At 51.7% G+C, this 25,987-nt stretch carries 23 protein-coding genes, 4 tRNA genes and 1 pseudogene; 16 read left to right on the top strand and 12 right to left on the bottom strand.

The genetic code is table 11. From position 1 onward, the window contains the following. Nucleotides 1-68 precede the first annotated feature (68 nt). Together ACFO3I_RS07005 and ACFO3I_RS07000 are read left to right on the top strand one after the other, a co-directional pair. Complete coding sequence (locus tag ACFO3I_RS07005) at nucleotides 69-1,979, top strand: AsmA family protein (RefSeq protein WP_377332842.1); 1,911 nt, start codon at nucleotides 69-71, stop codon at nucleotides 1,977-1,979. An 88-nt stretch (nucleotides 1,980-2,067) separates the two neighbouring features. Then, entirely contained in the window at nucleotides 2,068-2,931 is an 864-nt protein-coding gene (locus tag ACFO3I_RS07000) for a hypothetical protein (protein WP_377332840.1), read from the top strand. Nucleotides 2,932-3,183: 252 nt separating this feature from the next. Here the strand turns inward: ACFO3I_RS07000 and ACFO3I_RS06995 are convergent. Next, nucleotides 3,184-3,502, bottom strand: a pseudogene (locus tag ACFO3I_RS06995) (SulP family inorganic anion transporter); the annotation flags it as partial. 176 nt (nucleotides 3,503-3,678) lie between these two features. Then, nucleotides 3,679-4,695 (bottom strand): MBL fold metallo-hydrolase, encoded by a 1,017-nt coding sequence (locus tag ACFO3I_RS06990; RefSeq protein WP_377332838.1) that lies wholly within the window; start codon nucleotides 4,693-4,695, stop codon nucleotides 3,679-3,681. A gap of 117 nt (nucleotides 4,696-4,812) precedes the next feature. Between ACFO3I_RS06990 and ACFO3I_RS06985 the strand changes: the two genes are divergently transcribed. The 4 genes from ACFO3I_RS06985 to ACFO3I_RS06970 all read left to right on the top strand — a co-directional run bounded on the left by ACFO3I_RS06985 (nucleotide 4,813) and on the right by ACFO3I_RS06970 (nucleotide 7,692). Then, nucleotides 4,813-5,424 (top strand): TetR/AcrR family transcriptional regulator, encoded by a 612-nt coding sequence (locus ACFO3I_RS06985; RefSeq protein ID WP_377332836.1) that lies wholly within the window; start codon nucleotides 4,813-4,815, stop codon nucleotides 5,422-5,424. Between the two features lie 55 nt (nucleotides 5,425-5,479). Then, nucleotides 5,480-5,821 carry a YggL 50S ribosome-binding family protein gene (locus ACFO3I_RS06980; protein ID WP_377332834.1) on the top strand — a complete coding sequence of 114 codons (342 nt, stop codon included), beginning with the start codon at nucleotides 5,480-5,482 and terminating at the stop codon, nucleotides 5,819-5,821. Next, nucleotides 5,802-6,116, top strand: coding sequence for a hypothetical protein (locus tag ACFO3I_RS06975; protein ID WP_377332832.1), 315 nt, complete (start codon nucleotides 5,802-5,804; stop codon nucleotides 6,114-6,116). The genes ACFO3I_RS06980 and ACFO3I_RS06975 overlap by 20 nt, the downstream gene beginning before the upstream one ends. A gap of 109 nt (nucleotides 6,117-6,225) precedes the next feature. After that, nucleotides 6,226-7,692, top strand: a complete 1,467-nt coding sequence (locus ACFO3I_RS06970; protein WP_377332831.1) for a carbon starvation CstA family protein — start codon at nucleotides 6,226-6,228, stop codon at nucleotides 7,690-7,692. 57 nt (nucleotides 7,693-7,749) lie between these two features. Here ACFO3I_RS06970 and folD read toward each other — a convergent pair whose 3' ends face one another. Beyond that, nucleotides 7,750-8,607 (bottom strand): bifunctional methylenetetrahydrofolate dehydrogenase/methenyltetrahydrofolate cyclohydrolase FolD, encoded by an 858-nt coding sequence (gene folD, locus ACFO3I_RS06965; protein ID WP_377332830.1) that lies wholly within the window; start codon nucleotides 8,605-8,607, stop codon nucleotides 7,750-7,752. 257 nt (nucleotides 8,608-8,864) lie between these two features. Between folD and ACFO3I_RS06960 the strand changes: the two genes are divergently transcribed. The 4 genes from ACFO3I_RS06960 to ACFO3I_RS06945 all read left to right on the top strand — a co-directional run bounded on the left by ACFO3I_RS06960 (nucleotide 8,865) and on the right by ACFO3I_RS06945 (nucleotide 9,246). Next, a tRNA-Pro gene (locus ACFO3I_RS06960) sits at nucleotides 8,865-8,941 on the top strand. 29 nt (nucleotides 8,942-8,970) lie between these two features. Further along, a tRNA-Arg gene (locus tag ACFO3I_RS06955) sits at nucleotides 8,971-9,047 on the top strand. Nucleotides 9,048-9,073: 26 nt separating this feature from the next. Continuing rightward, nucleotides 9,074-9,149: transfer RNA gene (locus ACFO3I_RS06950), tRNA-His, on the top strand. 20 nt (nucleotides 9,150-9,169) lie between these two features. Next, nucleotides 9,170-9,246 (top strand) — tRNA-Pro (locus ACFO3I_RS06945). Between the two features lie 187 nt (nucleotides 9,247-9,433). Here the strand turns inward: ACFO3I_RS06945 and fadE are convergent. Further along, nucleotides 9,434-11,896, bottom strand: coding sequence for an acyl-CoA dehydrogenase FadE (gene fadE, locus ACFO3I_RS06940; RefSeq protein WP_377332829.1), 2,463 nt, complete (start codon nucleotides 11,894-11,896; stop codon nucleotides 9,434-9,436). A 164-nt stretch (nucleotides 11,897-12,060) separates the two neighbouring features. Here fadE and ACFO3I_RS06935 point away from each other — a divergent pair, with 164 nt between their 5' ends. Beyond that, nucleotides 12,061-12,825 (top strand): class II glutamine amidotransferase, encoded by a 765-nt coding sequence (locus ACFO3I_RS06935; RefSeq protein WP_377332827.1) that lies wholly within the window; start codon nucleotides 12,061-12,063, stop codon nucleotides 12,823-12,825. Here ACFO3I_RS06935 and ACFO3I_RS06930 read toward each other — a convergent pair. The 8 genes from ACFO3I_RS06930 to ACFO3I_RS06895 all read right to left on the bottom strand — a co-directional run bounded on the left by ACFO3I_RS06930 (nucleotide 12,804) and on the right by ACFO3I_RS06895 (nucleotide 19,241). Next, on the bottom strand, nucleotides 12,804-13,538 hold the full coding sequence (locus tag ACFO3I_RS06930) for a DUF3108 domain-containing protein (protein ID WP_377332825.1): 735 nt from the start codon (nucleotides 13,536-13,538) through the stop codon (nucleotides 12,804-12,806). The genes ACFO3I_RS06935 and ACFO3I_RS06930 overlap by 22 nt on opposite strands. Beyond that, nucleotides 13,519-14,169: a phosphoribosylglycinamide formyltransferase gene (gene purN, locus ACFO3I_RS06925; protein WP_377332823.1), complete on the bottom strand. Its 651-nt coding sequence runs from the start codon at nucleotides 14,167-14,169 to the stop codon at nucleotides 13,519-13,521. The genes ACFO3I_RS06930 and purN overlap by 20 nt, the downstream gene beginning before the upstream one ends. Then, nucleotides 14,169-15,209, bottom strand: coding sequence for a phosphoribosylformylglycinamidine cyclo-ligase (purM, locus tag ACFO3I_RS06920; protein WP_377332822.1), 1,041 nt, complete (start codon nucleotides 15,207-15,209; stop codon nucleotides 14,169-14,171). The genes purN and purM overlap by 1 nt, the downstream gene beginning before the upstream one ends. A gap of 80 nt (nucleotides 15,210-15,289) precedes the next feature. Next, nucleotides 15,290-15,697, bottom strand: a complete 408-nt coding sequence (locus tag ACFO3I_RS06915; RefSeq protein WP_377332821.1) for a hypothetical protein — start codon at nucleotides 15,695-15,697, stop codon at nucleotides 15,290-15,292. Nucleotides 15,698-15,713: 16 nt separating this feature from the next. After that, complete coding sequence (locus ACFO3I_RS06910; RefSeq protein ID WP_377332819.1) at nucleotides 15,714-16,610, bottom strand: LysR family transcriptional regulator; 897 nt, start codon at nucleotides 16,608-16,610, stop codon at nucleotides 15,714-15,716. Between the two features lie 24 nt (nucleotides 16,611-16,634). Next, on the bottom strand, nucleotides 16,635-17,600 hold the full coding sequence (gene cmoB, locus ACFO3I_RS06905; protein ID WP_377332818.1) for a tRNA 5-methoxyuridine(34)/uridine 5-oxyacetic acid(34) synthase CmoB: 966 nt from the start codon (nucleotides 17,598-17,600) through the stop codon (nucleotides 16,635-16,637). Beyond that, nucleotides 17,597-18,337, bottom strand: a complete 741-nt coding sequence (cmoA, locus tag ACFO3I_RS06900) for a carboxy-S-adenosyl-L-methionine synthase CmoA (protein WP_377332817.1) — start codon at nucleotides 18,335-18,337, stop codon at nucleotides 17,597-17,599. Before cmoA ends, cmoB begins: the two co-directional genes overlap by 4 nt. A gap of 61 nt (nucleotides 18,338-18,398) precedes the next feature. Next, complete coding sequence (locus ACFO3I_RS06895; RefSeq protein ID WP_377332815.1) at nucleotides 18,399-19,241, bottom strand: DUF72 domain-containing protein; 843 nt, start codon at nucleotides 19,239-19,241, stop codon at nucleotides 18,399-18,401. A gap of 64 nt (nucleotides 19,242-19,305) precedes the next feature. On the opposite strand from ACFO3I_RS06895, the gene ACFO3I_RS06890 reads away from it, so the two are divergent. The 5 genes from ACFO3I_RS06890 to ruvA all read left to right on the top strand — a co-directional run bounded on the left by ACFO3I_RS06890 (nucleotide 19,306) and on the right by ruvA (nucleotide 25,985). Further along, a complete protein-coding gene (locus ACFO3I_RS06890; RefSeq protein WP_377332813.1) occupies nucleotides 19,306-22,119 on the top strand; it encodes a transporter substrate-binding domain-containing protein in 2,814 nt (937 codons plus the stop codon). 71 nt (nucleotides 22,120-22,190) lie between these two features. Then, nucleotides 22,191-23,969: an aspartate--tRNA ligase gene (aspS, locus tag ACFO3I_RS06885; RefSeq protein WP_377332811.1), complete on the top strand. Its 1,779-nt coding sequence runs from the start codon at nucleotides 22,191-22,193 to the stop codon at nucleotides 23,967-23,969. Nucleotides 23,970-24,087: 118 nt separating this feature from the next. Beyond that, the gene (locus tag ACFO3I_RS06880; RefSeq protein WP_377332810.1) at nucleotides 24,088-24,831 is read left to right on the top strand and encodes a YebC/PmpR family DNA-binding transcriptional regulator; all 744 of its coding nucleotides are present in this window, start codon (nucleotides 24,088-24,090) and stop codon (nucleotides 24,829-24,831) included. Then, entirely contained in the window at nucleotides 24,832-25,350 is a 519-nt protein-coding gene (gene ruvC / locus ACFO3I_RS06875; protein ID WP_377332808.1) for a crossover junction endodeoxyribonuclease RuvC, read from the top strand. Between the two features lie 11 nt (nucleotides 25,351-25,361). Further along, nucleotides 25,362-25,985 (top strand): Holliday junction branch migration protein RuvA, encoded by a 624-nt coding sequence (gene ruvA, locus ACFO3I_RS06870; RefSeq protein ID WP_377332806.1) that lies wholly within the window; start codon nucleotides 25,362-25,364, stop codon nucleotides 25,983-25,985. Nucleotides 25,986-25,987 lie beyond the last annotated feature (2 nt).

Here is a 25,987-nt window from a genome sequence, read left to right as displayed (position 1 = left end):
TACAGGCTGGGTTCAGCTTAAAGCGGTTATGTTAAGGTGTCTTTCTTCCCCATAAGCAAGGAGCATAAATGAAACTCGCAATTAAACTGGTGGCAGCCCTGGTGCTGCTGATTGGGGCTTTGGTGTTACTGGTGCCGCAGTTTTTATCCAGCGAAAAAATCTGGGCAGAGGTCAGCAGTCAGGTTGAGCAACAAACCGGACGGCGTATTCAGGTGGAAGGCACCCCCGAACTGAGCTTGTTTCCTGCGCTTGGCCTTCAGCTCAAAGGTTTGAAGTTTGCCAATCAGCCAGGCAGCAAGGTCAGCCAGATGCTGACTGCTGAGCAACTGACACTGCGTCTGGCCTGGAGCAGCTTATGGTCCGGCACAGTGCGTATTGATGAATTTGTGCTGGAAAAACCAGAGCTGTATCTGGAGAAAAACAGCAAAGGTCAGGCAAACTGGCAGTTATTAGCGGGTGACAAACAGCCTGCTGCAGCCGCAGCGGGGTCAGCCCCTTCGTCCGCAGCTGCTTTGCCGGATTTGCAGTTAGGCGACATTCGTATTGTTGATGGGAAGCTAAGTTATCAGGATGCGCAAACTGGCAGCGCGCAGCAACTGGATAACCTGCAACTGAGCATTGAGATTGCCAGCCTGAAAAGCCCGCTGAGGTTGCAGGGGGAGGCCGATTATCGCGGCAAAACGCAGAAACTTGACCTGAGCGTTGACCACCTGGCTGCATTGCTGGCCAAAGAGCCAATCAGTTTGCAGCTGGAGCTGGATAATGACCTGCTGGCGCTAAAACTGGATGCCAATTACCAAACCAATCTGCAGGGTAAACTGGAACTTGAAGCTGGTTCCTTGCGTGAATTGTTGGCCTGGTTTGATGTGCAGACCCAAGCCAGCCCGGAGGTAATGAACAAACTTGAGCTTAAATCCACAGTACTGTTGACCGACAACGATCTGCAACTGACAGGTCTCAGCATGGCACTGGACCAGCTGAAACTGACCGGCGAGCAGCGCGTGCAGTTTCTGCAGCCAGTTAAAGTCAGCGGCCAGTTGGCACTGAATACACTGGATCTGAACCCGTACCTGGGCTTGCACCCGCAGCAGGAGAGTACAGCGGCGGCTGCCGCTACGCAGGATTGGGATCTGACGCCGCTTGATTTATCCGCCTTAACGCAACTGAATTTGGACCAGCAGCTGAAGCTGGCGGGCTTGGTGTTTCAACAAATCAAATTGGGGCCAAGTGAGATGAAGCTGGTACTGAACAATGGCAAGGCCCGCTTTGATTTAGCTAAGCTGGACGCTTATCAGGGCAAAGGCAGTGCCTGGCTGGAGCTGAATGCAGCGAGCAAGCCCTATCAGATGGCCAGTCAGTTTAACCTGACTGGCGTGGCCGCGCAGCCGCTGCTGACTGATGCCGCTGGTTTTGATAAGTTGCTGGGTACAGGCCAGATTAGCGGTCAGTTGGCCAGTAGTGGACTACACCAGAAAGCCTTGGTTGAAGCGCTGAACGGCACTGTCAGCTTTCGTTTTGCCGATGGGGCTATTCGCGGTGCCAATATTGCCGCCATAGTGCGCAGCGCCGGTCAGGCGTTGCAAGGCAACCTGCAGGCAGTGAATCTGGATAAAGATTTCAGTGAGTCGGAGAAAACCGACTTCTCGGAGCTATCTGCCAGTATGCAGTTTGCCGCCGGCATAGGCCAAAGTAGCGATCTGCACCTGGCCAGCCCGCTGCTGCGTTTAACTGGTAATGGCAGTCTGGATTTACCTAAGCGTCAGGTCGACTATTTGTTAAGCCCCAGACTGGTAGCCAGTATTGAAGGGCAGGGTGCTACGGAAGCAGGCAAAGGCCTGACCATTCCGGTGCGGGTGAAAGGCCCGTGGACTGCTATCAAAATCCGACCGGACATCAGTCAGACCGCCAAAGACAAAGCCAAGCAAAAAATTGAAGATAAAGTCAAAGATAAGCTGAAAGGCCTGTTAGGTGGCGGCTAAAACGGGTTAAAAAGGCAGGCTGTTGTTTGAATTTTGGCTACAATCAGACAACAGTTCTTAGCTTGGATCCGAACAGGGAAGGTTCAATATGCGTACCTGGTTTATCCTGTTACTTCTTTTTTTAGTCGCAACGTCCGTAAAATCTTTTGCCGCAACGCCGGTCATTTATGCCTGGCCAAAAAACCTGGCCACCGATGAGCGCGGCGATTATCCCGTTGCTTTACTGAAGCTGGCGCTGGAAAAATCCGGCGCTGATTACCAGGCTGTGCCCAGTGCCTCGGTGATGACTCAGCATCGCACTTTACGGCAGGTCAGCACAGCGCAAGGATTGGATGTGCTTTGGACCATGACCACCCCGGAACGTGAACAACAACTCAGGCCTATCCGAATTCCAATTGACCGGGGTTTGCTTGGCTGGCGGCTTTTTGTTATTCAGCCAGAACGCGCCAATCAGTTTGCCAGGCTGCCAAATCAAGCCCAGCTGCAAAAATTAATGGCGGTGCAGGGTAGTGACTGGCCCGATTTCCCAGTGCTGCAGGCCAATCAGTTTAAGGTGCTGGGCAGTGGCGATTTTGAAGGCATGTTCCGTATGGTCAAAAGTGCCCGAATCGACTTTTTCCCGCGTTCTGTCACCGAAATCTGGCCTGAGCTGAGCCAACGTGAAGCGCTGGGATTAGCGGTGGCGCCAAAATGGGTGCTGCACTACACAGCCCCTTTGTACTTCTTTGTACAAAAGGACAACGAAGAACTGGCCTCTGCGATAGAGCGGGGGCTATGGAAAGCCATTGAAGATGGCAGTATGCAGGAGTTGTTTCTGCACTCTTTTGGTCCGGCGCTGGATAAAGCGGCGCTGTCTGAACGCACGGTGATTGAGTTGGTGAATCCGTTACTGCCAAAAGAAACGCCATTGGACAACCCGCTGTTATGGTTTGACCCGGCAAAAGGCTATTAAAAAGGAACCTCAAGGGCTAATGCCGATCAGATAAGCAGTTTTTATTTAAAACTGCTTATCTATTCACGAGTTGGTTCAGCTGCAGCGGAAAAGGCAAAGCCCACGCAGACCCGCCGTGGATATATCCCTATAGGCTCCTTTTTTGTTAGTGCATCAGCTGCTCAATCGCATCTGGCTTATTGTGGATAGCAAATTTGTCTACCAAGGTCGCGCTGGCATGGTTCAGCCCCAGAACGTCGACTTCTGTGCCTTCTTTAACAAACCAAACAGGATTTGCAGCACACCGCAGAGCAGTGTTGCAGCCAACAGATACTGTAAACCATGTTCTTTGACCAGCGTGACCATCAGCAGTGCCATAGCCCCGGTGGCCGCTGAGATCATGGCCGGACGGCCACCGGCAAAGGCCGTAATCACCGCAATAGCAGAGGACGCGTAAAGGCCTACTTTAGGGTCAACCGGCGATAATCGAGAACGCAATGGCCTCGGGGATCAGTGCCAGCGTAACCTGCGCAGCACAAAGCAAGTCAGAACGCAGGTTGTAAAACCAGTTCTGTTGTAAATAAGACCACATAGGCAACCTGTCACTTTTTAAATCAACGGATACAGCAAGCGAAGGGGCACACAAACTGCGCTCCCGCCCACTACGCTTTTGGGGGCAGTTTCAGTGGCCATTTGCGGCGTCTGGCGGTTTCAGGCATGAAAAAGGGCGGTAATGCTGGCAAAACCGCCCTGGATATTGAAGGTTTTTTATGCCGGAATAAACAACGGTTCCAATGCCAGTGTATCACTGGCGGGCATTAGTTCACGCCACCAATACTCAGTGGCCGCAGAGCTTTGCAGGCTGGCCAACTTCACTGCGGCACCAAATACCGGAGTGACCAGTGACACCTGATAGGCTTCAGCTGCCAGGGCCAAGCGTTCCAACGGTTCATACCAGGCGTGCATCGCCAGGTCAAAACTGCTGTTGTGCACTGGCATCAGGTAACGGGCCTGTAAATCAAGATGAGCGCGCAAGCTTTGCTCCGGTTGCATATGCACATCAGGCCACATCTCGTCGTAAGCACCGGTTTCAATCAGTGCTAAATCGATGGGACCAAAACAGCGGCCAATCTCTGAAAACCCTTTGAAATACCCGCTGTCACCACTAAAGAAGACACGTTGTTGGCTGGATTCAATGACAAAAGAGGCCCAGCTTGTTTGGTTTTTATCCCACAAACCACGGCCAGAGAAATGTTGGGCTGGCGTGGCGTGCAGGGTAAGACTGCCTAAGCGGGTCTGTTGCCACCAGTCCAGCACGCGGATTTTCTCAGCCGCAATACCAAAACGAATTAAATGCTGGTCGACCCCTTTAGGTACCACGAAGGTACGGGTTTTGGCATCCAGTTGCTGCACCGACTCTTTATCCAAATGGTCATAGTGATCGTGGCTAATCAGCACCGCGGAGATTTCCGGCAAGTCACAGATTTGCATTGGTAACTGGTGGAAACGTTTCGGGCCGGCAAAGGACAGTGGCGACGCGCGTTCGGAAAACACCGGGTCCAGCAAGAGGTACTGCTCATCTAACCGTAGCAACACAGTGCTGTGGCTGAAGCGGATCACCAGATCTTCAGTACCCGACAAATCAGGTCGCTGTACCGGCAGCGCTTGTGTTGGGGTTTTGTCAGCCACTTTCTGGGTCAAAAAGCGCCATAAAATGCGAACCCAGGCGGTTTTGTCCTGAGCATCGGCCTGAACACGGATCGATGGTGATGTGTGGCTGTTCATAATGGGCTCCTGAGATTAAATAAAGTAAACTACACGGTGTAGTTTAATAAAATCCATGAAAAAGTAAACTCAGTAGTGTAAAATTTTTTCAATCGAAGGTTTTGCGGAGTCAGTCAGGTGGAAAAACTCAGTCGTTCAGAGCAAAAGCGTCTGGACATTCATAAGGCGGCGTTAGCTGAATTTAAAGAAAAAAGTTTTGCTGGTGCCAGTATGGATGCGATTGCTGAACGGGCTGCCGTCTCGAAACGCACTGTGTATAACCATTTTGAAAGTAAAGAAGCCTTGTTCCAGGCGGTGACCGAGTCGTTCTGGCAACTGAGCAAAGATGTCACCAATGTGGAGTACGATCCGGCGCAGGACATTGTGGTGCAGTTGGAGAATATCGCTGAAGCCATGTGGCAACTGTACGCTCAGGCCGATTTCATCGAAAAGGCAAGGGTGCTGCTGGCGGAATACATTCGTCAGCCGCAACTGATTGAACAAATGATCCAGCAGGTGTCGGAAAAAGAAAAAGGCTTGAGCCGTTTTCTGGCTCAGGCACACCAGGCCGGTGTGTTACAGATTGACGATCTGCGGATGGCGGAAACCCAGTTCTGGGGGTTGTGCAAAGCCTTCGCGTTCTGGCCTGTGGTATTCCAGATGAACGACTACAGTAACCAGCGCGCACAAATTATTCGTAACAATGTCCAAATGTTCGTCTGTCAGTACCGCTGCAGAAAAACTACTTGAATCTGCGGCTTGAAGCGTTCAGGATCGCCTGCCAAGTCCCATTAAGGAGCCTATTGTGTCTAAAGTGAAAAGCCGTCGTTTACAAAAAAAGCTGTATCTGGGTGAATTTGCCGAGTACGGTTTTATGCTGTCCTGCAAGCTGGCACTGACAGATGAGCACGCCTTCAGTGTATTTCTGGAAAGCGTGATCAACCAGGTTGAACAGCGCGATCTGGTGATGGCTGGTGGTGGCGATAAAACTCAGTTTGAAGCTTTTATCTGGTCCGCTCATCGTTATGGCTCAGCAACACAAGACGATATCGCGGCGGTGACTGCCTGGTTCAACACTCAGTCACAGGTCTCACAACTGAAAACCAGCGAACTGGTGGATGCCAACTATGGCGTTACCTCGTTCTGAGAAAGCGCCGTTCTGGCTGCGGCTGCTGTCCGCTGCTGCCGTCGTTGTGGCGTTATGTGCTCTGCTTCTGGGGACCTATAACGCCAGCCTGACCCAACTGGAATACAGTCGACTGACCGGTGTAATGCTGATTGCCTTGGTGTTTGCGCTGCAACCGGATCTTTACTGGGCTGTACTGCAAGGCAAAGCTCAACTGAATTCGGCACCTAAAGCTCTGAATGCGCTGTTTTACAGTGGTGTCTTTATGCTGGTGTTTTCTGCTTTGGCTGGTCTGGTGCTGAGCGGAAAGCTGTAAAGCTTTTCGCCCAGCGCAGCTGGCGGCTCCGACCATTGGCTAATAGGGTGTGCGCTGCTTCGCTGATAGGCTAGTATCTGTTGACTAAAACCAGACAGGACAGTGCCTTATGCTGATCTTTTTCCTCTGCCTTGCCATTCTTGTGCTTGGCTACAAATTTTACAGCCCTTTTGTTGAAAAACAGGCCGGTATAGACCCGACTGCCATTACACCCCAACAACGCTTTAGTGAAGGGGTGGACTATGTTGCGCTGAGCCCAACCCGGGCATTTTTAATTCAGTTCCTGAATGTGGCTGGTGTCGGGCCTATTTTTGGCCCTATTCTGGGCGCTTTGTATGGCCCGGTCGCCTTAGTCTGGATTGTGATCGGCAACATTGTCGGTGGTGCTGTGCACGATTATTTCTCTGGTGTGATGAGCCTGAAAGAAGACGGCAAGAGTCTGCCGGAAATAGCGCGTCATTATTACAATGTGGTGTTTAAAGGTTTTATGCTGGTGTTTACCGCCATGCTGCTGTTTTTCGTTGGCGTGGTTTTTATTATGAGCCCCGCTGGTCTGTTGGCCAATCTGAGCTTTTTTGACGGAACTTTCCTGGAAAACAACACCTTCTGGGTACTTGTCATTCTGTTCTATTACTTCCTTGCCACCTTATTACCTGTCGATAAAATCATCGCCCGGCTTTACCCGTTTTTTGGTGGTCTGATGATTGTGATGACCACGCTGATTGCCGGAGCCCTGTTGCTGGAAGCACCGCACTTGCCGCAGGTGCAGGATGTGTTTGCTTATTTCACCCATAGTCATCAGGAGCATGAACTATTGGAGCCAAACCCGGGTGGTTTGCCGGTGTGGCCGCTGCTGTTTTTAACCATTACCTGTGGTGCCATCAGTGGTTTCCATTCCACTCAGTCACCTATTATTGCGCGTTGCCTGACTAATGAAAAATACGCCAGACCGGTGTTTTATGGTGCCATGATGTGCGAAGGCATAGTGGCTTGTGTCTGGGCTTTGGCTGGTATTTCTGCCTTTCCAGGTGGTTATGTTGAACTCAAAGCCATGCTGGACCAAGGCGGCCCAGGTTTAGTGGTCAACCATATTTCCACCAGCTACCTGGGTGTGTTGGGCGGCGTGATGGCGGTGTTGGCAGTGGCGGCTTTCCCTATTACTTCAGGCGATACGGCGTTTCGCGCATTGCGTCTGACCATTGTGGATGCCTTTAATATTCCGCAAAGTGTGCGTAACCGCCTGCTGCTGGCAGTGCCTATTTTGTTTGTGGCTTACCTGATGACGTTGCTGGACTTTTCACTGATCTGGCGTTACTTCGCGTTTTCCAACATGTTGTTGTCTACCAGCGTGCTGTGGCTGGCTACCAAGTATCTGTTCGATCGCGGCACCTTCCATTGGATTGCCAGTATTCCTGCGGTGATTGGTACGGCCATTACAGTGGCTTACATTGCCACTGCGCCTATTGGCTTTGGCTTACCTGCTGAGTACAGCCAGGTGATTGGCGCTGCAGTGGCGTTGGTCAGCCTGATTGCACTGGTGCTGGCGCACCAGAAGTACCGGTTGAAACCGGCTTAACACAGCAATAAAAAAGGGCCGTAAGGCCCTTTTTTATTGTGACTGGCAAGTGCGTTGTTACTGATCGTGGTACTGCTCACAGGCTTCCAGCGTGTTTTCAATCAGACAGGCCACTGTCATTGGGCCTACACCACCTGGCACCGGGGTAATAAAGCGGGCATGTTCAACTGCTTTATCAAACTGCACATCACCAACCAGCTTGCCGCTGTCCAGACGGTTAATGCCAACATCAATCACAATGGCACCAGGTTTGACCCAATCACCCGGGATAAATTCGGCCTTACCGACAGCCACCACCAGCAGGTCAGCGCGTCGTACCTGCTGCTCCAGGTTTTTGGTAAATTTGTGGCAGACCGTTGTGGTGCAGCCAGCCAGCAACAATTCCAGCGCCATAGGGCGGCCGACGATGTTGGAGGCGCCCACGACCACAGCATCCATGCCACGGATTTGCACGCCAGTACTCTGCAACAGCTTGATAATGCCTTTGGGCGTGCAGGGGCGCAGGGCTGGCATACGCTGAGCCAGGCGGCCGATATTGTAAGGGTGAAAACCATCCACATCTTTCAGTGGGTTGATACGTTCCAGAATGGCTGATGCATCCAGACCAGCAGGCAGTGGCAATTGCACCAGAATACCGTCCACTTTCGGGTCCGCATTCAGGGTATCAATCAATGTAAACAATTCCTGTTGGCTGGTGGTGGCAGGTAAATCATAGGAAAAGGATTCAAAACCTACTTCTTCACAGGCCTTGCGTTTGCTGCCTACATAAACCTGAGAGGCTGCATCCAGACCGACTAGCACCACGGCCAGGCCGGGAGCGCGTTTGCCTGCCGCCAGACGTTGCTGGACCCGTGCTGCAACCTGGTTGCGGGTGGACTGAGCGACTGCTTTGCCGTCAATGATTTGTGCTGCCATCGGATTACTCTTAAATTGCTGGATCAGATGGGCGCTAATTGTCGCACAGCAGGGCAGAGCAGGCCAACCTGAATCCTGAACTCTTAGGAGTAAGTAGCAGAAAATGTTTATAAAATTGGCAATCAGTGCTGTCAATTTCAGCGAAAGCGCCAGAAGGTTTAAATTATGAGCAATCAGTTTGGTTGGGACAAAAAAAGGTTTGACGCTCCAGCGGCCGGGCTGTAATATTCCGCCCCGTTGCAGTAGTGTAGCGAAGTCGGTGATTAGCGCAGCTTGGTAGCGCACTTGGTTTGGGTCCAAGGGGTCGCAAGTTCGAATCTTGCATCACCGACCATCTTAGCGAGCCTAGCGGCTTCGAGTTTTGCGCCCGTAGCTCAGCTGGATAGAGCAACGGCCTTCTAAGCCGTGGGTCATAGGTTCGAGTCCTATCGGGCGCGCCATTGCAACAGATGTTAGTTCTACCGTGGTGGCTGTAGCTCAGTTGGTAGAGTCCCGGATTGTGATTCCGGTTGTCGTGGGTTCGAGCCCCATCAGCCACCCCATTTAGCTTTACAAAATACGTCGGTGATTAGCGCAGCTTGGTAGCGCACTTGGTTTGGGTCCAAGGGGTCGCAAGTTCGAATCTTGCATCACCGACCATCTTCTTCAGACGCCGCATTAGCGGTTTTTTTTGTTTTCTGCGTTTCGCATCTTCATCTTTATCTTGCTGCTTCATTCAATCACTGCAGCTGTGACTGCACGCTGGGTAGGCCTATGGTTATTTGCCTGCCTTAGTGCAGGCAAAAAAAAGCCTGCACTAAGGCAGGCTTTTCTGTGCAGGACTGCTTCAGGCAGCTGCTGAAGACGACTTCGCCGCTTCGGCAAACAGTGATTTGTCTGCAGCCAGGTAGGTTGGTTCAAAGTCATCCACATTGATGGTATGCAGACGGCCCTGTTCAGCAATGCGCAGCTTTTCAGCTTCTTCTTCACTGATCACCCCTAATGACAAGCCCAGATCCGCCACTTCATTTAAGCGGAAGAATGGCAGACGTTTGCCCGCCGCCTGAGCCACTTTATCAAACAGTGGTTCTGCTACCAGAATGTCGGTCAGCGCTTTTTCAATCAGACCAATCTGGTTGTTTGGCTCGACCGTCAGGTAGACACCGGTTGCCAGACGTGAACGGGCTTCACATGGTGTTTGCAGAATACGGGCAACCTGATGGTCCAGCTGATCTGAAGGTTTACGTAAACGACGGCCCCAAGGGAAGAGCAATTTGCCCAGCACCACACCCACGGCGCGGTTCGGGAAGTTATCCATCAGTTCATCCAGTGCTTGCTGTGCTTTGTACAGGTTGTCTTCACAAGCCCACTGCACACAAGGCAAGTCTTGCGCCGGACGACCATCATCATTAAAGCGTTTCAATACAGCAGAGGTGATGTACAGCATGCTCAGAATGTCACCCAAACGGGCAGAGATACGCTCACGACGTTTTAAATCGCCGCCTAAAGTACCCATAGCCACATCTGACATCAGCGCCAGCGCGGCACTGAAACGGTTCATTTGTTTGTAATAACGTGCTGTTGCGTCGTTGTACGGGCTTTGTGAGAAGGCTGCATTGGTCAGACCCAACCAGACAGAGCGGAAGAAGTTACTGATGGCAAAACCTATATGACCAAACAGAGCGCGGTCAAAGGCGGTCACTGCAGCACGTTCATCTTCCAGGCCTGCGGCCTGTAATTCTGCCAGTACAAATGGATGGCAACGAATAGCACCCTGACCATAGATAATCATATTACGGGTCAGAATATTGGCACCTTCTACCGTAATGGCCACTGGCGCACCCTGATAACCGCGTGCCAGGTAGTTATTCGGGCCCATACAGATGCCTTTACCACCATGGATATCCATTGCATCGATAATGGCCTGACGCATGCGCTCGGTCATATGGAATTTGGTAATGGCAGAAACTACAGAAGGTTTTTCACCCAGGTCAATCGAGCCGACCGACATGGTGGTAGAGGCTTCTGACATATAGGCGTAACCGCCCAGACGTGCCAGAGCTTCTTCAATACCTTCCATTTTGCCGATTGGCAGCTTGAACTGACGACGGATACGGGCATAAGCACCGGTCAACAGTGCTGCGGCTTTAATACCGCCTGTGCTGTTGGATGGCAGCGTGATAGCACGGCCTACCGACAGACATTCCACCAGCATACGCCAGCCTTGTCCTGCCATTTTCGGGCCACCGATAATGAAATCCAATGGCACAAAGACGTCGTTACCCTGGGTTGGACCATTCTGGAACGGCACGTTCAGAGGGAAGTGGCGGTTGCCAATCTTCACACCTGGTGTGCTGGTTGGGATCAGCGCACAGGTAATGCCTAAGTCTTCTTTATCACCCAGCAGTTTGTCCGGGTCTTGCAGCTTAAATGCCAGACCAAGAACAGTAGCGATAGGTGCCAGCGTAATATAGCGTTTGTTCCAGGTCAGGCGCATACCCAGCACTTCTTTGCCTTCCCACTGGCCTTTACAGACCACACCGAAATCTGGGATAGCGCCAGCATCAGAACCCGCTTCCGGGCTGGTCAGTGCGAAACAAGGAATTTCAAGGCCTTTGGCCAGACGCGGCAGGTAGTAGTCCTGCTGCTCTTTGGTACCATAATGCTGCAGCAACTCACCAGGGCCTAACGAGTTTGGCACACCGACAGTGCTCGACAGGATCATGCTCTTGCTGGTCAGTTTTTGCAGGACGCAAGACTGGGCATAAGCAGAGAACTCCAGGCCGCCATATTCCTTTTTAATGATCATGGCGAAGAAACCTTTGTCTTTCAGAAACTGATAGACGTGAGGCGGGATATCGGCTCGCTCATGTGTGATATGCCAGTCATCCACCATGCGCAGCAGCTCTTCGCAAGGCCCATCAAGGAAAGCTTGTTCTTCCGCACTTAAACGTGGTTTTGGGAAGTTGTGCATCTTGTGCCAGTCTGGTGAGCCGCGGAATAAGTCACCTTCCCACCAGGTGGTGCCAGCGTCGATGGCTTCTTTTTCGGTTGAAGACATTTCCGGCATAATTTTGCGGTACAGCTTCAGCAGCGGTTTGGTCAGGTAACTCTGACGCACTGAAGCCACATTCAATGGCGCTGCAAGGAGCGCGAAAATAATCCAGCTTGCCAGCCCAACAGTGCCAGTAAAGGTGGCTACGGCCAGTTCAATAGCAATAGCTGCAGTGAACAGACTCAGACTGGCTCTGTGGTAAGCCAGCACCGCAACTGTCAGTAACAGCACCAGTAATAAAATTAAAACGTCCATCATATACTCCTGATATCTAGAGGTCAGACCACTATCGGCCTAGAGTAGTTTGGCTGGGTCCAAGATGCAAGTCATTCCTTGAGATCGGACTTGATTCTCTGTCAGCTTTTGTTGCACTCTCAGCCAGAATTATTTACGACGACTCAGGTCTTTCAATCGGCGCTATGTGTGAACTTTTAGGGATGTCGGCCAATGTGCCTACAGATTTTTGTTTTAGTTTTAAAGGGCTGCGGGAGCGGGGTGGCAAGACTGGCCCGCATAAAGACGGTTGGGGCGTAGCGTTTTATCAGGGGAAAGGCGTCACTACCTTTAAAGACCCGAATCCGAGCTACCAATCGGAAATTGCCCGTTTACTGACGGATTACCCAATTAAGACCACCGCACTGGTGGCGCATATCCGCCAGGCCAACAGCGGCGGGATAGGGCTGGAGAATACTCATCCATTTACCCGCACTTTGTGGGGGCGCTACTGGACTTATGCGCACAATGGCCAGTTAAAGGACTTTGCATCCTTACCTGTTGGCCAGCATCAGGTCGTGGGCCAGACTGACAGTGAACACGCTTTTTGTTATCTGTTGCACCGGCTGGAGCAGCAATTTAGTCAGGCTCCGGAAGACAACAAAGCCGCCTTTGAGTTTGTCGCCTCCTTGTGTCCTGAGTTGCAGGCGCTTGGCGTGTTTAACCTGTTGTTGTCAGATGGGGAGTATTTGCTGGCCTATTGCAGTACCAAACTGCATTGGGTCACCCGGCGGGCGCCATTTGGCGTGGCGCGCTTATCTGATATGGATTTGGACATTGATTTTGCCAAGGAAACGACGGCTCAGGATGTGGTGTCGGTGATCGCCACCATGCCACTGACCAGTAATGAGCAGTGGCAGGTAATGCAGTCTGGCCAAAGCCAGCTGTTCTATTTAGGTGAAGCGGTATGACCGTTCAGTTCCGAAAGCTGAATATCAAATTGTTCGACACCATCTTCTGCTTGCCATAAACGGACCAGCAGGTAATTCAGCTCAGGGGCAACCCAGGCCAATACCTGCTTGTCCTTTTCTGTGCGCTCAATCCGGATGGTTTTCAGTTTGCCATAAGGCAACAGCAACAACTCTTCGGCGGCTTGTTTGTAATGGTACTCACGCTCGTTGCCGTCGCGGTTCAGCACCTGATAGACAAAATCCGATTTTCCCGCTTTCAGATCCAGCACCATTTGCAGCTGATAACCCAAAGGATCTAACCATTGGTTATTCCAGGGCAGGGCCTTCGGCTGGCGTTTTTTGCCGACCGTCAGTTGTTTGCCTGTCCAATCCAGGTTCAGCTCATAATAACGGTCTTTACCTGTCCCGGTGCGCTGCATCAGATAACGTTGCGGTTGCAAGCGGCCTTGGTTCAGCACAAACCAGGATTGCTCGGAGCGTTTGTCATCAAAAATCAGAAAGCTGACTTCGCTGCTGTAGCCCAGCTCATAGCCGTTGTCAGTTTGTTTCAGGTAACGTTTGGCTTCCCCCAGTTTTTTGCCGGAGCGAAAGGCATCATAAGTGGCTTCAAAGGGAGAAAGGGTGGTTTGGCTTGCTTCTTCTGCCTGTAGCAGTGGGGTCAGCAGTAAAAAAAACGGCGCTATCAAGCGCCATTTAGTCATTGTCCTCGTCATCAGCGTATCCATATTCAGATAAGACCTGGCCGTCTAACAATGCCTGATCTGCGCTCTGTTGTAAACGCTGCTGGCAAAACCAGCGTACGACTAAAGGATAAATACGGTGTTCCTGCTCATGTACCCGGGCTGCCACCAATTCGGCATCATCTTCCGGGAAGATCGGTACTTTGGCTTGCAGTACGACAGGGCCACCATCCAGTTCTGCGGTAACAAAGTGCACAGAACAGCCGTGTTCGCTGTCTCCGGCTTCAATGGCCCGTTGATGGGTATTCAAGCCTTGGTATTTCGGCAGTAACGACGGATGAATATTCAGCAAGCGGCCCTGATAATGCGCCACAAAAGCAGGAGTCAGAATACGCATAAAACCGGCCAGTACCACTAAATCGGGCTGGTGGCTGTCAATCAGCTGCACCAGTGCCGCATCATAGTCTTCACGGTTGTCGTAGCCTTTATGGCTTAATACTTGCGCGGCCACGCCTGCGGTTTCAGCGCGTTTCAGACCAAAAGCAGCAGCTTTGTTGGAAATGACGGCTTTGACCTGGCCAGGGATGAACCCCGCACTGCAGGCGTCGAGGATCGCCTGCAGATTGGAACCTGATCCGGAGATCAGTACAACAATGGATTTCATTATTGGATAACGACCTGAGCTTCGTCTGCTGTGGCGGCTTGAATTTCCCCTAAATGCCAGGCATTTTGACCAGCGGCTTTCAGTTGATCCAGCGCTGCATCCAGCTGCTCGGCCGGAACCACCACAATCATGCCTACGCCACAGTTAAAGGTGCGGTACATCTCGTAACGTTCTACATTACCTTGCTGCTGTAACCAGTTAAACACAGTTGGCCATTGCCAGCTGCTTTCGTTGATCACGGCTTTGGTCTGTGCTGGCAGTACGCGAGGGATGTTCTCCCAGAAGCCGCCGCCAGTGATATGGCACAGCGCATGCACCGGCTGAGCTTTAATCAGGGCCAGCAGATTTTTCACATAAATGCGGGTTGGAGCCAACAAGTGGTCAGCAATGCTTTTGCCTTCCAGCTGAGTTTGTGGGTCCTGACCGCTGACTTCCAGGATCTTACGGATTAAAGAGAAACCATTGGAGTGCGGGCCTGAAGATGCCAGAGCAATCAGTTGATCACCCGCTTTTACTTTACTGCCATCAATAATGTCTGCTTTTTCGACCACACCCACGCAGAAACCTGCGATGTCGTAATCTTCGCCATGGTACATGCCTGGCATTTCGGCCGTTTCACCGCCGACCAGTGCACAACCGGCCTGGTGGCAACCTTCAGCAATACCTTCGACCACTGTGGCAGCGGTATCGACGTCCAGTTTGCCAGTGGCGTAGTAATCGAGGAAAAACAGCGGTTCAGCGCCTGAAACAACAATGTCGTTCACACACATGGCGACTAAGTCGATACCCACGCCATCGTGACGTTTTAAGTCCATCGCCAGACGTAATTTGGTACCCACACCGTCAGTGCCAGACACCAGAACTGGCTCTTTGTAACCGGCAGGGATTTGGCAGAGTGCGCCGAAACCACCCAGACCACCAATGACTTCTTTGCGGGTGGTGCGTTTTACCGCGCCTTTAATTCGATCAACTAAAGCTTCACCTGCGTCAATATCCACACCAGCGTCTTTGTAACTTAACGACGTTTTTTGCTCGCTCACGGCTGTCCCCAATGGCTAGAAAAGGTTGGTCCAAAAAAATTGCGCGCATTTTACCTTGGAACGGCCCCTGACAAAAGGTTTTACTGACGAATACCTTCTGAAGCTTTATCAAAATAGGTGGATAAGGTCATCTCAGGCCGGCTGACAATTTGGTGGTAACAAATGGAGGCAAAAGGAAAATCTTTGTCATTTACCTTCACCGCAGTGTAGGGTTCTGCGGCATTGCTTTCATCATAGTGCCAGTGACCGGCACGGTGGCGGATAAAGACTTCCCCTGTATAAGCGCCAAGAATAGAGCTTAAGGTAAAGAGTTCGGCCGCTGTGTAGTGCTTTTGCTGATGTTGCAGTTTCAGCTGAGCGAGGATTTGGTCTAACTGCGCAATAGACGCCAGGCTGAAATCCAGTTCTATGCCGGCAAAGTCGGAAACAAACTTAATGGCGTCTATGCTTGCCGCCTGCATCAGTTCAGTAATTTGTTTTTGTTCCATGGTACAGCTCCTCTGTTTATTCTTGTTGTTGATGCTCTGCGAGCAGCAGTTCGCGCAGTTGTTTGCTGCCAGGCCCCAAAGTTTCTTCTTTGGGGGATACCAAGGACAGCGGCACCACCCGGGCGGAACTTAAAGGAATATTAAGCCGGACGATTTGCCCTGCGTCCAGCGCCTGCTGAATAATAAAGTCGGGCAACCAGCAAAAACCAAGGCCAGAGCGCACTATGTCCAGTGCTTCAAAAAAGTTATTTACTGTCCAGCGCTGCTCTGCTTTCAGCCAGCCGATGTCTTTCGGTTTGGCGGCGGTATCACGGATCACAATTTGTAAATGCTGACTCAGGTCGTTTAAATCGAGCTGAGGCTCCAGTGCCAGCGGATGCTGCGGGCCGACTACCGGGAACATTTGGGTGACGGTCAAAGGTTCGCCCATAAAACCACGCGGAATACTGCTGGTACCGGCGATGACTAAATCGGCTTTGTGTTCCAGGATCACTTCGGTTGAGCCTGTGATCACGGTATCAATGATCTGAATGCGGCTACCACGCGACAGCGGATGAAACTTGGCAAGCGCACGGTACAGAATCTGTTTTGGGTAGACCAGCTCGACAGCGATACGGATTTCTGGCTCCCAGCCCATATTCAGGTTGGACGCCAGCAGCTCCAGATCTTCAATTTGTTGGGTCAGAAAACGGGAGCGGCGCAGCATCACTTCACCGGCTTCGGTCAAAAAGGCTTTGCGGCCTTTGACTTCCAGCAGTTCGACACCCAATTGCGACTGTAACTTGGCCACGGCGTGGTTTAGTGACGACTGGCTCTTGTTCAGCAAATCGGCTGCCTGAGCATAACCCCCGGCATCCACCACAGCCTGCAGAATTCGCCATTGCTCCATGGTGGATTTGGGACGGTACGGCATTCAATGTCTCCGGGGTGCTAAGGCTTAGTTGCGGGCGATAATCACAGCCCTTAACGGCGCGGGGTAACCTTCAATGGTCTTACTATGATCAGACGGGTCAAGAAAATCAATGAGGCTTTCATTTTCCATCCAGTCGGTGCGGCGTTGTTCATCCAGGCTGGTCAGGCCAATATCAACCAGCCGGGCCTCTTTAAAGCCGACCCGTTCCAGCCAGAGTAACAGAGCCGGTACGCTTGGAATAAACCAGACATTGCGCATTTTGGCATAGCGGTCCGTTGGTACTAATACAGTATGCACATCGCCTTCCACCACCAGGGTTTCCAGCACCAGTTCGCCACCCGGTTTCAGTTGTTGTTTTAATTGGGTTAAAAAATCAATCGGTGAGCGGCGATGGTACAACACGCCCATCGAAAACACGGTGTCGAAGGCTTTCAGCGCCGGCAAGTCATCAATACCTACCGGCAATAAATGCACGGCCGGGTCCGGGTTGAAGTGTTTGATGGCTTCAAACTGGCAATAAAACAGTTGGGACGGGTCAATACCGACCACAAAACCGGCACCTTCGCCACGCATGCGCCATAAGTGATAACCACTGCCACAACCCACATCCAGCACGGTTTTATGCGCCAGCGGGCTTAGGTGAGGCTGCACTCTGTCCCATTTCCAGTCGGAGCGCCATTCTGTGTCTATGGTCAGGCCATGCAAAGTGAAAGGCCCTTTGCGCCAGGGCATCAGTTGCTTTAATAACACCTGCAGGCGCTGACGGGCACCATCGGACAAGGCGTCGGCATCGCCAAAGCTGACCTGAGTTTTTAGCTCAACCAGACCAGCCTGGCTGACCGGTAGGTGGTCCAATACTTTCTGCCACTGCTTAAAATCACCATGTAAGGCTTCTTTTTCCCATTGCTCCAGCTGAGTAGGCAGGCTGGTTAACCAATGGGCAAGACCGTTGGCCGCTATTTGCTGATAAAACGCATTAAAACGACTCAAGCTGCAGCTCCCTGTTTAATCGCTACCAGAGAGCAGAAGTTAAAGCACTGAAACCAGACGCTGATATGGCTGAAACCCGCTGCTTCTAACCTGGCCTGGTGCTGGCTTTTGCTGTCGGGGCGCATCACATTTTCCAGCGCCGTGCGTTTCTGGCTGATTTCCAGTTCGCTGTAACCATTGGCGCGTTTAAAGTCGTGGTGCAAATCAATCAGCAAGTCGTGCGTGGTTGTATCTGCCTCAACAATTTTTTCAGACAATACAAAGATGCCGCCTGGCTTTAACGCCTGATAAATACGTTGGACCAGTAAATCACGGTCTTCCGGCGGCAGGAACTGCAATGTGAAATTGCTGACGACCATAGCGGCATTGTCCATCTGTACCTGGCGGATGTCGCCCAGTTCGGCGCGGGCCGGTACGTCCGAGCGAAATGCCTGCAAATGGCTTTGGCAACGCGCCACCATCGCTTCACTGTTATCCACCCCGATCACTTCACAGCCAGACGCTCTGATATTGCGTCGCATCGACAAAGTGGCAGCGCCTAACGAGCAGCCTAAATCGTAATAACGGCTGTCTGGCTGCTGGTAGCGGGCAGTCAGTTTACCGATAGTCTGGATAATGGTCTGATAGCCTGGTACTGACCTTTGGATCATGTCAGGAAATACATCGACGACGGTCGAATCAAAACGAAAATCCTGAATATGCCCCAGAGGGTCTGCGTAAATTTGGTCTTTGTTCATAAGCGATACCGGCAGTCAAAAAACGGCCATTAGTTTACCTGAAATCACGCCCGCTGCGAACTCAGAGCAGGCTGAGCTGTGGTGGTTCGGCCAACCATGGCTGCAGTATCGGATGTGCAATGCCTAATTCTTGCACAAACTGACGGGCCAGCAGTGGAGAGCTTTTGTTATCCGGGCTGTGAAAAAACAGATAAGGGCTGCGGCCTTCGTTCAGCCATTGCCTGACTTTACCGAGCCAGGGCTGGTAATACTGACGGTTAATGTCCATGTCATCCAGGCCAACAAAACGCAGCATTGGAGTTTGAGTCAAAGCAACCGCATGAACAGGCAAATAAGGTTTCTTGCGCTGGGCTTCCGCCAGGGCTGCTGTGCTTGGTGACACAGAAAACAGCGCACGCGAATCAAAAATGACCCGCTCGGTGTCCCAATCCCGCAACAGGCGGTTCAGCGCTATTTCGTGCTCTGCTTTATCAAAAAACGCTCTATGCCGCACTTCGACTGCCAGCGGGTACAGCGGCCTGACAGTACTGATCAATTGCTGTAACCAAGGCATGGATGCCGGGCTGAAACTGGCGGGCAATTGAAGGTGCAGTAGCCCTATTTTGCTGCGTAGCGGTAAAAACAGCTGTAGCCACTGCTGGACTAAGTCAGGTTGCCATTGGTCAAACTGATGGCTGATGCTGCGGGGGAGTTTCAGGGTAAAGCGAAAATCCGCACTGCTTTGCTCCAGCCATTTTTGAATGCTGTCCGCACTGGGCGTGGCGTAAAAAGTGGTGTTGCCCTCGACCGAATTAAAAAAGCGGCTATAGTTAGCTAAGAATTCAGATGTTGCCAGGTCATTGTCATATAACAAATTTTTCCAGTCTGTGTTGGCCCAGACCGGGCAACCTAAGTACAAATTCATCGTGTCCGTTTAAGCAGTTCATTCGAATGACGCTTAGTGTACGAAACTTTATGATGCAGGCGCTATGCTCAGGAACCTATGTTGTGTATTGATGTTGTTGCTGTCGTCTCTGCTGCAGGCTTCGCAAAATAACGCCTTGCCAGCGCATCTGCGTGTTGCCCTCTCCAATGACTCTTATCCTTATATGTTTGTTGATGAATATGGCAACCCGGCCGGCTTGGTGGTGGATTTCTGGCAGCAGGTGGCCAAACAGCAGCAGATAGAGCTTGAGTTTGTTGCAGTAGACTGGCCTGAGAGCTTGCAGTTGCTGGCGGAACGCAAAGTAGATTTTCATGGCGGTCTGGGTGTAACACCCGCCAGAGCCCGTCAGTTTTTACTGGGGCAGGGTTACCTGGAACTGACCAGTAACGTCTTTGTGCACCGTGACCTGAGCAGGGTGACCAGCCTGGCCGATTTACGACCTTTGGTCGTCGGGACTGTGGCAGACGCAACTCACAGCGAAATTTTGCGCCGTTTATTACCGGGTATCACGCTGAAAACCTACCCGCATGCCAGCGCCTTGTACCAGGCGGCTTTAGCCGGAGAAATTCAGGCCTTCACCGGGCTGGACAGGTTAACCCCACGTTATCCAGAGTTTGAACAGCTGGAATTGCTGTTTCCCATGTATAAAAAGGTGCCATTGCAGCAAATTCAGCTGACTTTTGCGGCCGCGAAAACGAACCCTAACTTGCATCAGGCGTTGCAGCAGGCAGCGTCTGCGGTTCCGTCTGGTTTTATCGACCAAATAGAACGCAAATGGCTGAGTGTGGCAACGGACGCGGATAGCCTGCTGATTGGAGTATCCGTGGGCAATCAGCCTTTTATGCATGTCAGTCAGTCCGGTGAGGTGCAAGGTTTTTTCGTCGACATGTGGCGGCTTTGGTCGAAAAAAACTGGTATCAAAGTGGCCTTTATGCCGGCACAGTCAGACGATTTATTGGCGTACCTGCACAAGAGCCGTATCGATGTGCAAATGGCACAGATGCAGCACCCTGAGAAAATGGCTGGGTTACAACTTGCTTATCATCTCTATAACCTTAGTTCATCTTTCTACTTCCCAAATAGCCAGCTTATTCATCAGCTGAGTGAACTGGCAGGCAAAAAAGTCGGCATTATGCATACCTCTGCTTACGCCGCAGAGCTGCGCCGCAATTATCCGGACCTCAGGTGGCAGGAATACCGCACTTTGGAAGCACTGATAGATGCTGCCCAGCGTAAGCAGATCGCAGGCTTTTTCGCTGCGGACCTGATGATTAGTAAACGCCTTAGCGAAATGAACAGTGATTCAGCATTTTCAGCGCTGGCGGAACCGAGGTTTGATACGGCCATTTATTCATTGATCCGCCCGGGCAACGAACAGCTCTACCAGCAAATTCAACAGGGTTTTGCCCAAATCAGCCTGGATGAATTGATTGCCCTGGAGCAGCGCTGGCTGGACCCGGCAATGCCTGCGTATTACCGCAAGTTCCGCGAGCAGGTGCCATTAACTGTGGATGAGCTGGATTTGGCGACCCAAGAGCTGAGTGTCGGGGTAATGGCGAACTGGCCGCCGATCGAATTTATCGCCAGCAACGGTGAGTTTCAGGGCATGACAGCAGACATCCTGGCGTTGCTGAATCAGCGACTTGGCGCCAGGTTACAGGCCAAACCTTATCAGGATTGGTCTGCCCTGATGGCAGATTTTGAGCAAGGCAAGCTGGCCGCCGTTGCCAATATGTCCGACTTGCCTGAGCGCCATCAATTTGCTGAGTTCAGCGACGATTATTGGACCCTGCAGTGGGTTTTACTCGGGCAGGCGCAGCAAGAATCTGTCCAGGCCGTTGCTGCAATGGCGCCAAAGCGCATTGCAATGATGCAGGATTATCAGTACCTGCATGAGTTTGTGAAAAACTATCCACAACACGAGCTGGTGCCTGTGCCTTCGATAGAGCAGGGCGTTGACTTAATGGTGCGTGGCGATGTCGACTTTGTGTTGGACAATATAGTGGCGGTTGGTGTGGTGCTGACAGACCCTTCGCTGATCAACCTGAGGGTGCAGATCCCGACAGACTTGCCTGCAGAGGCGTCCTATTTTGCTATCCATAAAAATTATGCGCCGCTGCGGGTGCTGCTGAACAAAGGCATAAAAACCATCAGTGATCAGGACAGGAAAACCATTCAGGATAAATGGTTGAATTTGCATATCCAGCAGGGGTTGGACCGCAGTCACCTTATCGAGCTGATTTTGCAGGTGGTCGCTGTGGCTGCCGCTGTGGTGCTGGTGTTTTGGGTCTGGAATTATTCCTTACGTCGTGAAGTGAACCTACGGCGGCAGATGGAAGAGAAAATGCGTTTTATGGCCGGTCATGACGAACTGACGAAACTGGCCAACCGTTCGTTGTTTATGGAGCGGCTGCAAAGTGCAATTCACCAACACGCAAGGCACAACGAGCTGCTGGCGGTGCTGTTTATGGACCTGGATGGCTTTAAACAAATCAATGACCAGTATGGCCATGATGTCGGTGATGAACTTCTGGTGCAACTGGCACAGGTGCTGAAGTACTGCGTACGTAAAACCGATACCGTTGCCCGTTTCGGTGGTGACGAATTTGTTTTATTGCTGACGGGGCTGGTCGACCGGGACGATGCAGCCATAGTGGCAGAGAAAATCCTGCAGTGCCTGGAAGACTCGATGGTGTTATCGGTTTGCCAGATCCGCGCCTCGGCCAGCATAGGGATTGCAGTCTATCCACAGGACGGTACTGAGGCGGCGCCATTGCTAAAGGTCGCGGACCAGCTGATGTATCAGGTGAAGCAAAGCGGCAAAAACCAATACAGATTCAGCAGCAGGAAGCCGTGACAAAGCCCTTCATTTCTATATAATGAGCCCTCATTTTTGCTGACAAACAAGCTCGGATTAAAGGATAAGCAATGCGCAGCCATTATTGTGGTTCATTAAAGGCTTCAGACGTAGGCCAGACAGTCTCCCTATGCGGTTGGGTCAATCGCCGTCGTGATTTAGGTGGTCTGATTTTTATCGACCTGCGGGACCGTGAAGGGTTGGTGCAGGTATTCTTTGATCCGGATTTAACCGAATTATTCGAGCAGGCCTCCAGCCTGCGTCACGAGTTTTGTGTGCAAATTACCGGCTCAGTGCGCGCCCGTCCTGACTCGCAAGTCAATAAAGACATGGCGACTGGTGAAGTGGAAGTCTATGCCTCTGCGCTGACTATTCTGAACAAATCACCGGCGCTGCCACTGGATTTCAACCAGAACAACAGCGAAGAACAACGCCTGAAATACCGTTACCTGGACTTGCGTCGTCCGCTGATGAGCGACCGTCTGAAGTTCCGTGCCAAAGTCACCAGTTTTGTCCGTAACTTTATGGACAGCCACGGCTTTATGGACATCGAAACCCCTATTCTGACCAAGGCAACACCTGAAGGTGCACGCGACTATTTAGTGCCAAGCCGCACCCACAAAGGTCAGTTCTTTGCGTTGCCTCAGTCACCACAGCTGTTTAAGCAGCTGCTGATGATGTCAGGTATGGACAGGTACTACCAAATTGTGAAGTGTTTCCGTGACGAAGATTTACGTGCAGACCGCCAGCCTGAATTCACCCAAATCGATATTGAAACAAGCTTTATGAGCGCGGTGGAAGTACGTGAAGTGACTGAAAAAATGGTGCGTCAGATGTTCCAGCAGCAGTTAAATGTTGACCTGGGGGAATTCCCTCAGATGACCTTTAACGAAGCGATGCGCCTCTATGGTTCAGACAAGCCGGACCTGCGTAACCCAATGCAGTTTGTTGATATCGCTGATCTGGTCAAAGACGTTGATTTCAAAGTGTTCTCAGGCCCGGCTAACGATCCGAAAGGTCGGGTGGTGGCGCTGAAAGTGCCTGGCGGTGCTGAAAAAGTCTCCCGTAAAGACATCGACGCTTACACTGGTTTTGTGGGTATTTACGGTGCCAAAGGTCTGGCTTGGGCCAAGGTCAATGACAAAGCTGCCGGTCTGGATGGTATTCAATCGCCAGTGGCCAAGTTCTTAACGGCTGAGATTGTCGCAGAGCTGTTAAATCGCACTGGCGCAGAAAACGGCGACCTGATTTTCTTCGGTGCCGACCGCTATAAAGTCGTATGTGAAGCCATGGGCGCGCTGCGCTTAAAACTGGGTGAAGACTTAGGCCTGACGGTTCCCGGCTGGAAACCGCTTTGGGTAGTCGATTTCCCAATGTTTGAAGAAAACGACGACGGCAGTTTCTCTGCAGTGCATCATCCGTTTACCTCACCACTGGATACGCAGGCGTTCCTGGACACGTCAATGGACGAACTGGATTTGGGCAATCTGCTGTCGAATGCTTATGACATGGTATTAAACGGTACTGAATTAGGTGGTGGTTCAGTGCGTATCCACAACTCAGATGTACAGGCCAAAGTCTTTAAACTTCTGGGTATCAGTGATGAAGAAGCGGCAGAGAAGTTTGGCTTCCTGCTGGAAGCTCTGCGTTACGGCGCGCCTCCGCACGCCGGTCTGGCCTTTGGTCTGGACCGTTTGGTGATGCTGATGACAGGTGCGACCTCTATCCGTGATGTGATGGCGTTCCCGAAAACGGCTACTGCTGCCTGTCCTCTGACCGATGCGCCGGGTTTTGCCAATCCACAGCAACTGGCGGAGCTGGGCATTCAGGTGGTCGCTAAACCGCAATAATCTGCCTGGTCTGGCTGCAGTTGCTGCAGCCAGCTGAAAAAACCGGCGACGCAAGTCGCCTTTTTTTGCTTTGTAGTGCATACGCTACAGAGCACACTGAAGCACAATGGAGAGAGTTATGGCAGGGCACAGCAAATGGGCCAATATGAAGCACCGCAAGGCGCGTCAGGATGCCAAAAAGGTAAAGATTTTTACCAAAATTATTCGTGAACTGACGGTTGCCGCCAAATTCGGTGCCGACCCGGCAGGAAACCCGCGTTTACGTTCAGCCATCGCCAAAGCCATGCTGAACAACTTATCCCGCGATGTGATGGACAGAGCCATTAAACGTGGTGCTGGCGACTCCGGCGGCGAGAACTTCGAAGAGCTGACCTACGAAGGTTATGGCCCGAACGGCGTGGCCATTATCGTTGAAACCCTGACCGATAACCTGAAACGCACTGTGCAGGATGTGCGCAGCGCCTTTACCAAATATGGCGGCAACCTGGGTACCAATGGCTCAGTGTCTTACCTCTTTGCCAAAAAAGGCGTGTTCAGTTTTGCCCCTGGTGTCAGTGAAGATCAATTGATGGACGTGGCGCTGGACGCGGGTGCTGATGATGTGGTGACGCATGACGACGGTTCCTTTGAAGTGTTCACTGCGCCCGAAGCCTTTGTTGATGTGAATGAAGCGCTGGAAGCCGCAGGTCTGAACGCTGAACACGCGGAAGTGACTATGGTGCCTTCAACCAAAGCGGTCATCGACGCCGACACAGTGCAAAAATTCTTTAAGCTGATTGATATGCTGGAAGATTTTGACGACGTGCAAAACGTCTATCACAACGCCGACATCGCCGATGAGGTGATGGCGCTGGTGGATTAAGTGATTATTCTTGGCATAGACCCCGGCAGCCGCCTGACTGGTTTTGGTGTGGTACGCCAGACAGGTCAGAAGTTTGAATACCTGGCCAGTGGTTGTATCCGCCTGACCTTGAATGACATTCCTGACCGGCTTAAACAAATTTTCGATGGCGTCAGTGAAATCATCGGCCAGAACAAGCCCGATGTGTTTGCGATAGAGCAAGTCTTTATGGCGCGTAACCCCGATTCGGCCTTAAAGCTTGGGCAGGCTCGTGGCGCTGCGATAGTGGCGGCCAAAGTGGCCGGCCTGGAGGTGTTCGAATACTCGGCCCGTCAGGTGAAGCAAGCTGTGGTGGGCACAGGTGCGGCCGACAAAACCCAGGTGCAGCATATGGTGCGCACCTTACTTAAGTTACCTGGCAACCCGCAGGCTGACGCCGCCGATGCGCTTGCTGTGGCTTTGTGTCATGGGCATACTCAGCAAAGTTTAATTCATATGGCCGGGCAGGCGACTAAAACCGTGCGTCGCCGCTTGCGCTGATAAGGACTCAAATGATCGGCAGTTTACGTGGCGTGATCCTGGAAAAGCAGGCACCGGATTTATTAATTGAAGTGGCTGGTGTCGGCTACGAAGTGCAGTTACCGCTGACCAGTTTTTACAAGCTGCCTGAAACCGGCAAAGAAGCGATGATCTACACCCACTTTGTGGTGCGGGAAGATGCCCAGTTGCTGTATGGCTTTCATTCTGCCGCCGAACGGGCTTTATTTCGTCAGCTGTTAAAAGCCAATGGTATAGGGCCGAAACTGGCGCTGACCATTTTATCCGGCCTGACGGCCCAGCAATTTGTCCGTTGTGTGCAGCAGGACGATATCAGTACCTTGTGTAAGTTACCTGGGGTGGGCAAAAAAACCGCCGAGCGTTTGTTGGTGGAAATGCGCGACCGGCTAAAAGACTGGGGCCTTAACATTTCAACCCCGGTGACAGATCACCTGGTGCTGCAAGGCGATGAAGTGGAAGCCTTTGAGTTGGTAGAAAACTCAGAAAATGATGCCATCAGTGCTTTGGTTGCTTTGGGCTACAGCAGCACTCAGGCGACAAAAGCCGTCGAAAAAGTGAAACAACCAGATTTAAGCAGTGAGCAGCTGATCAAGCTGGCGCTGCGCAGCATGATTTAACG

The sequence above is a fragment of the Rheinheimera marina genome, from assembly GCF_042654345.1.
GTDB lineage: Bacteria > Pseudomonadota > Gammaproteobacteria > Enterobacterales > Alteromonadaceae > Pararheinheimera > Pararheinheimera marina.
The sequence above is the reverse complement of the archived record's forward strand: the minus strand, read 5'-3'. Positions and strand labels throughout refer to the sequence as shown.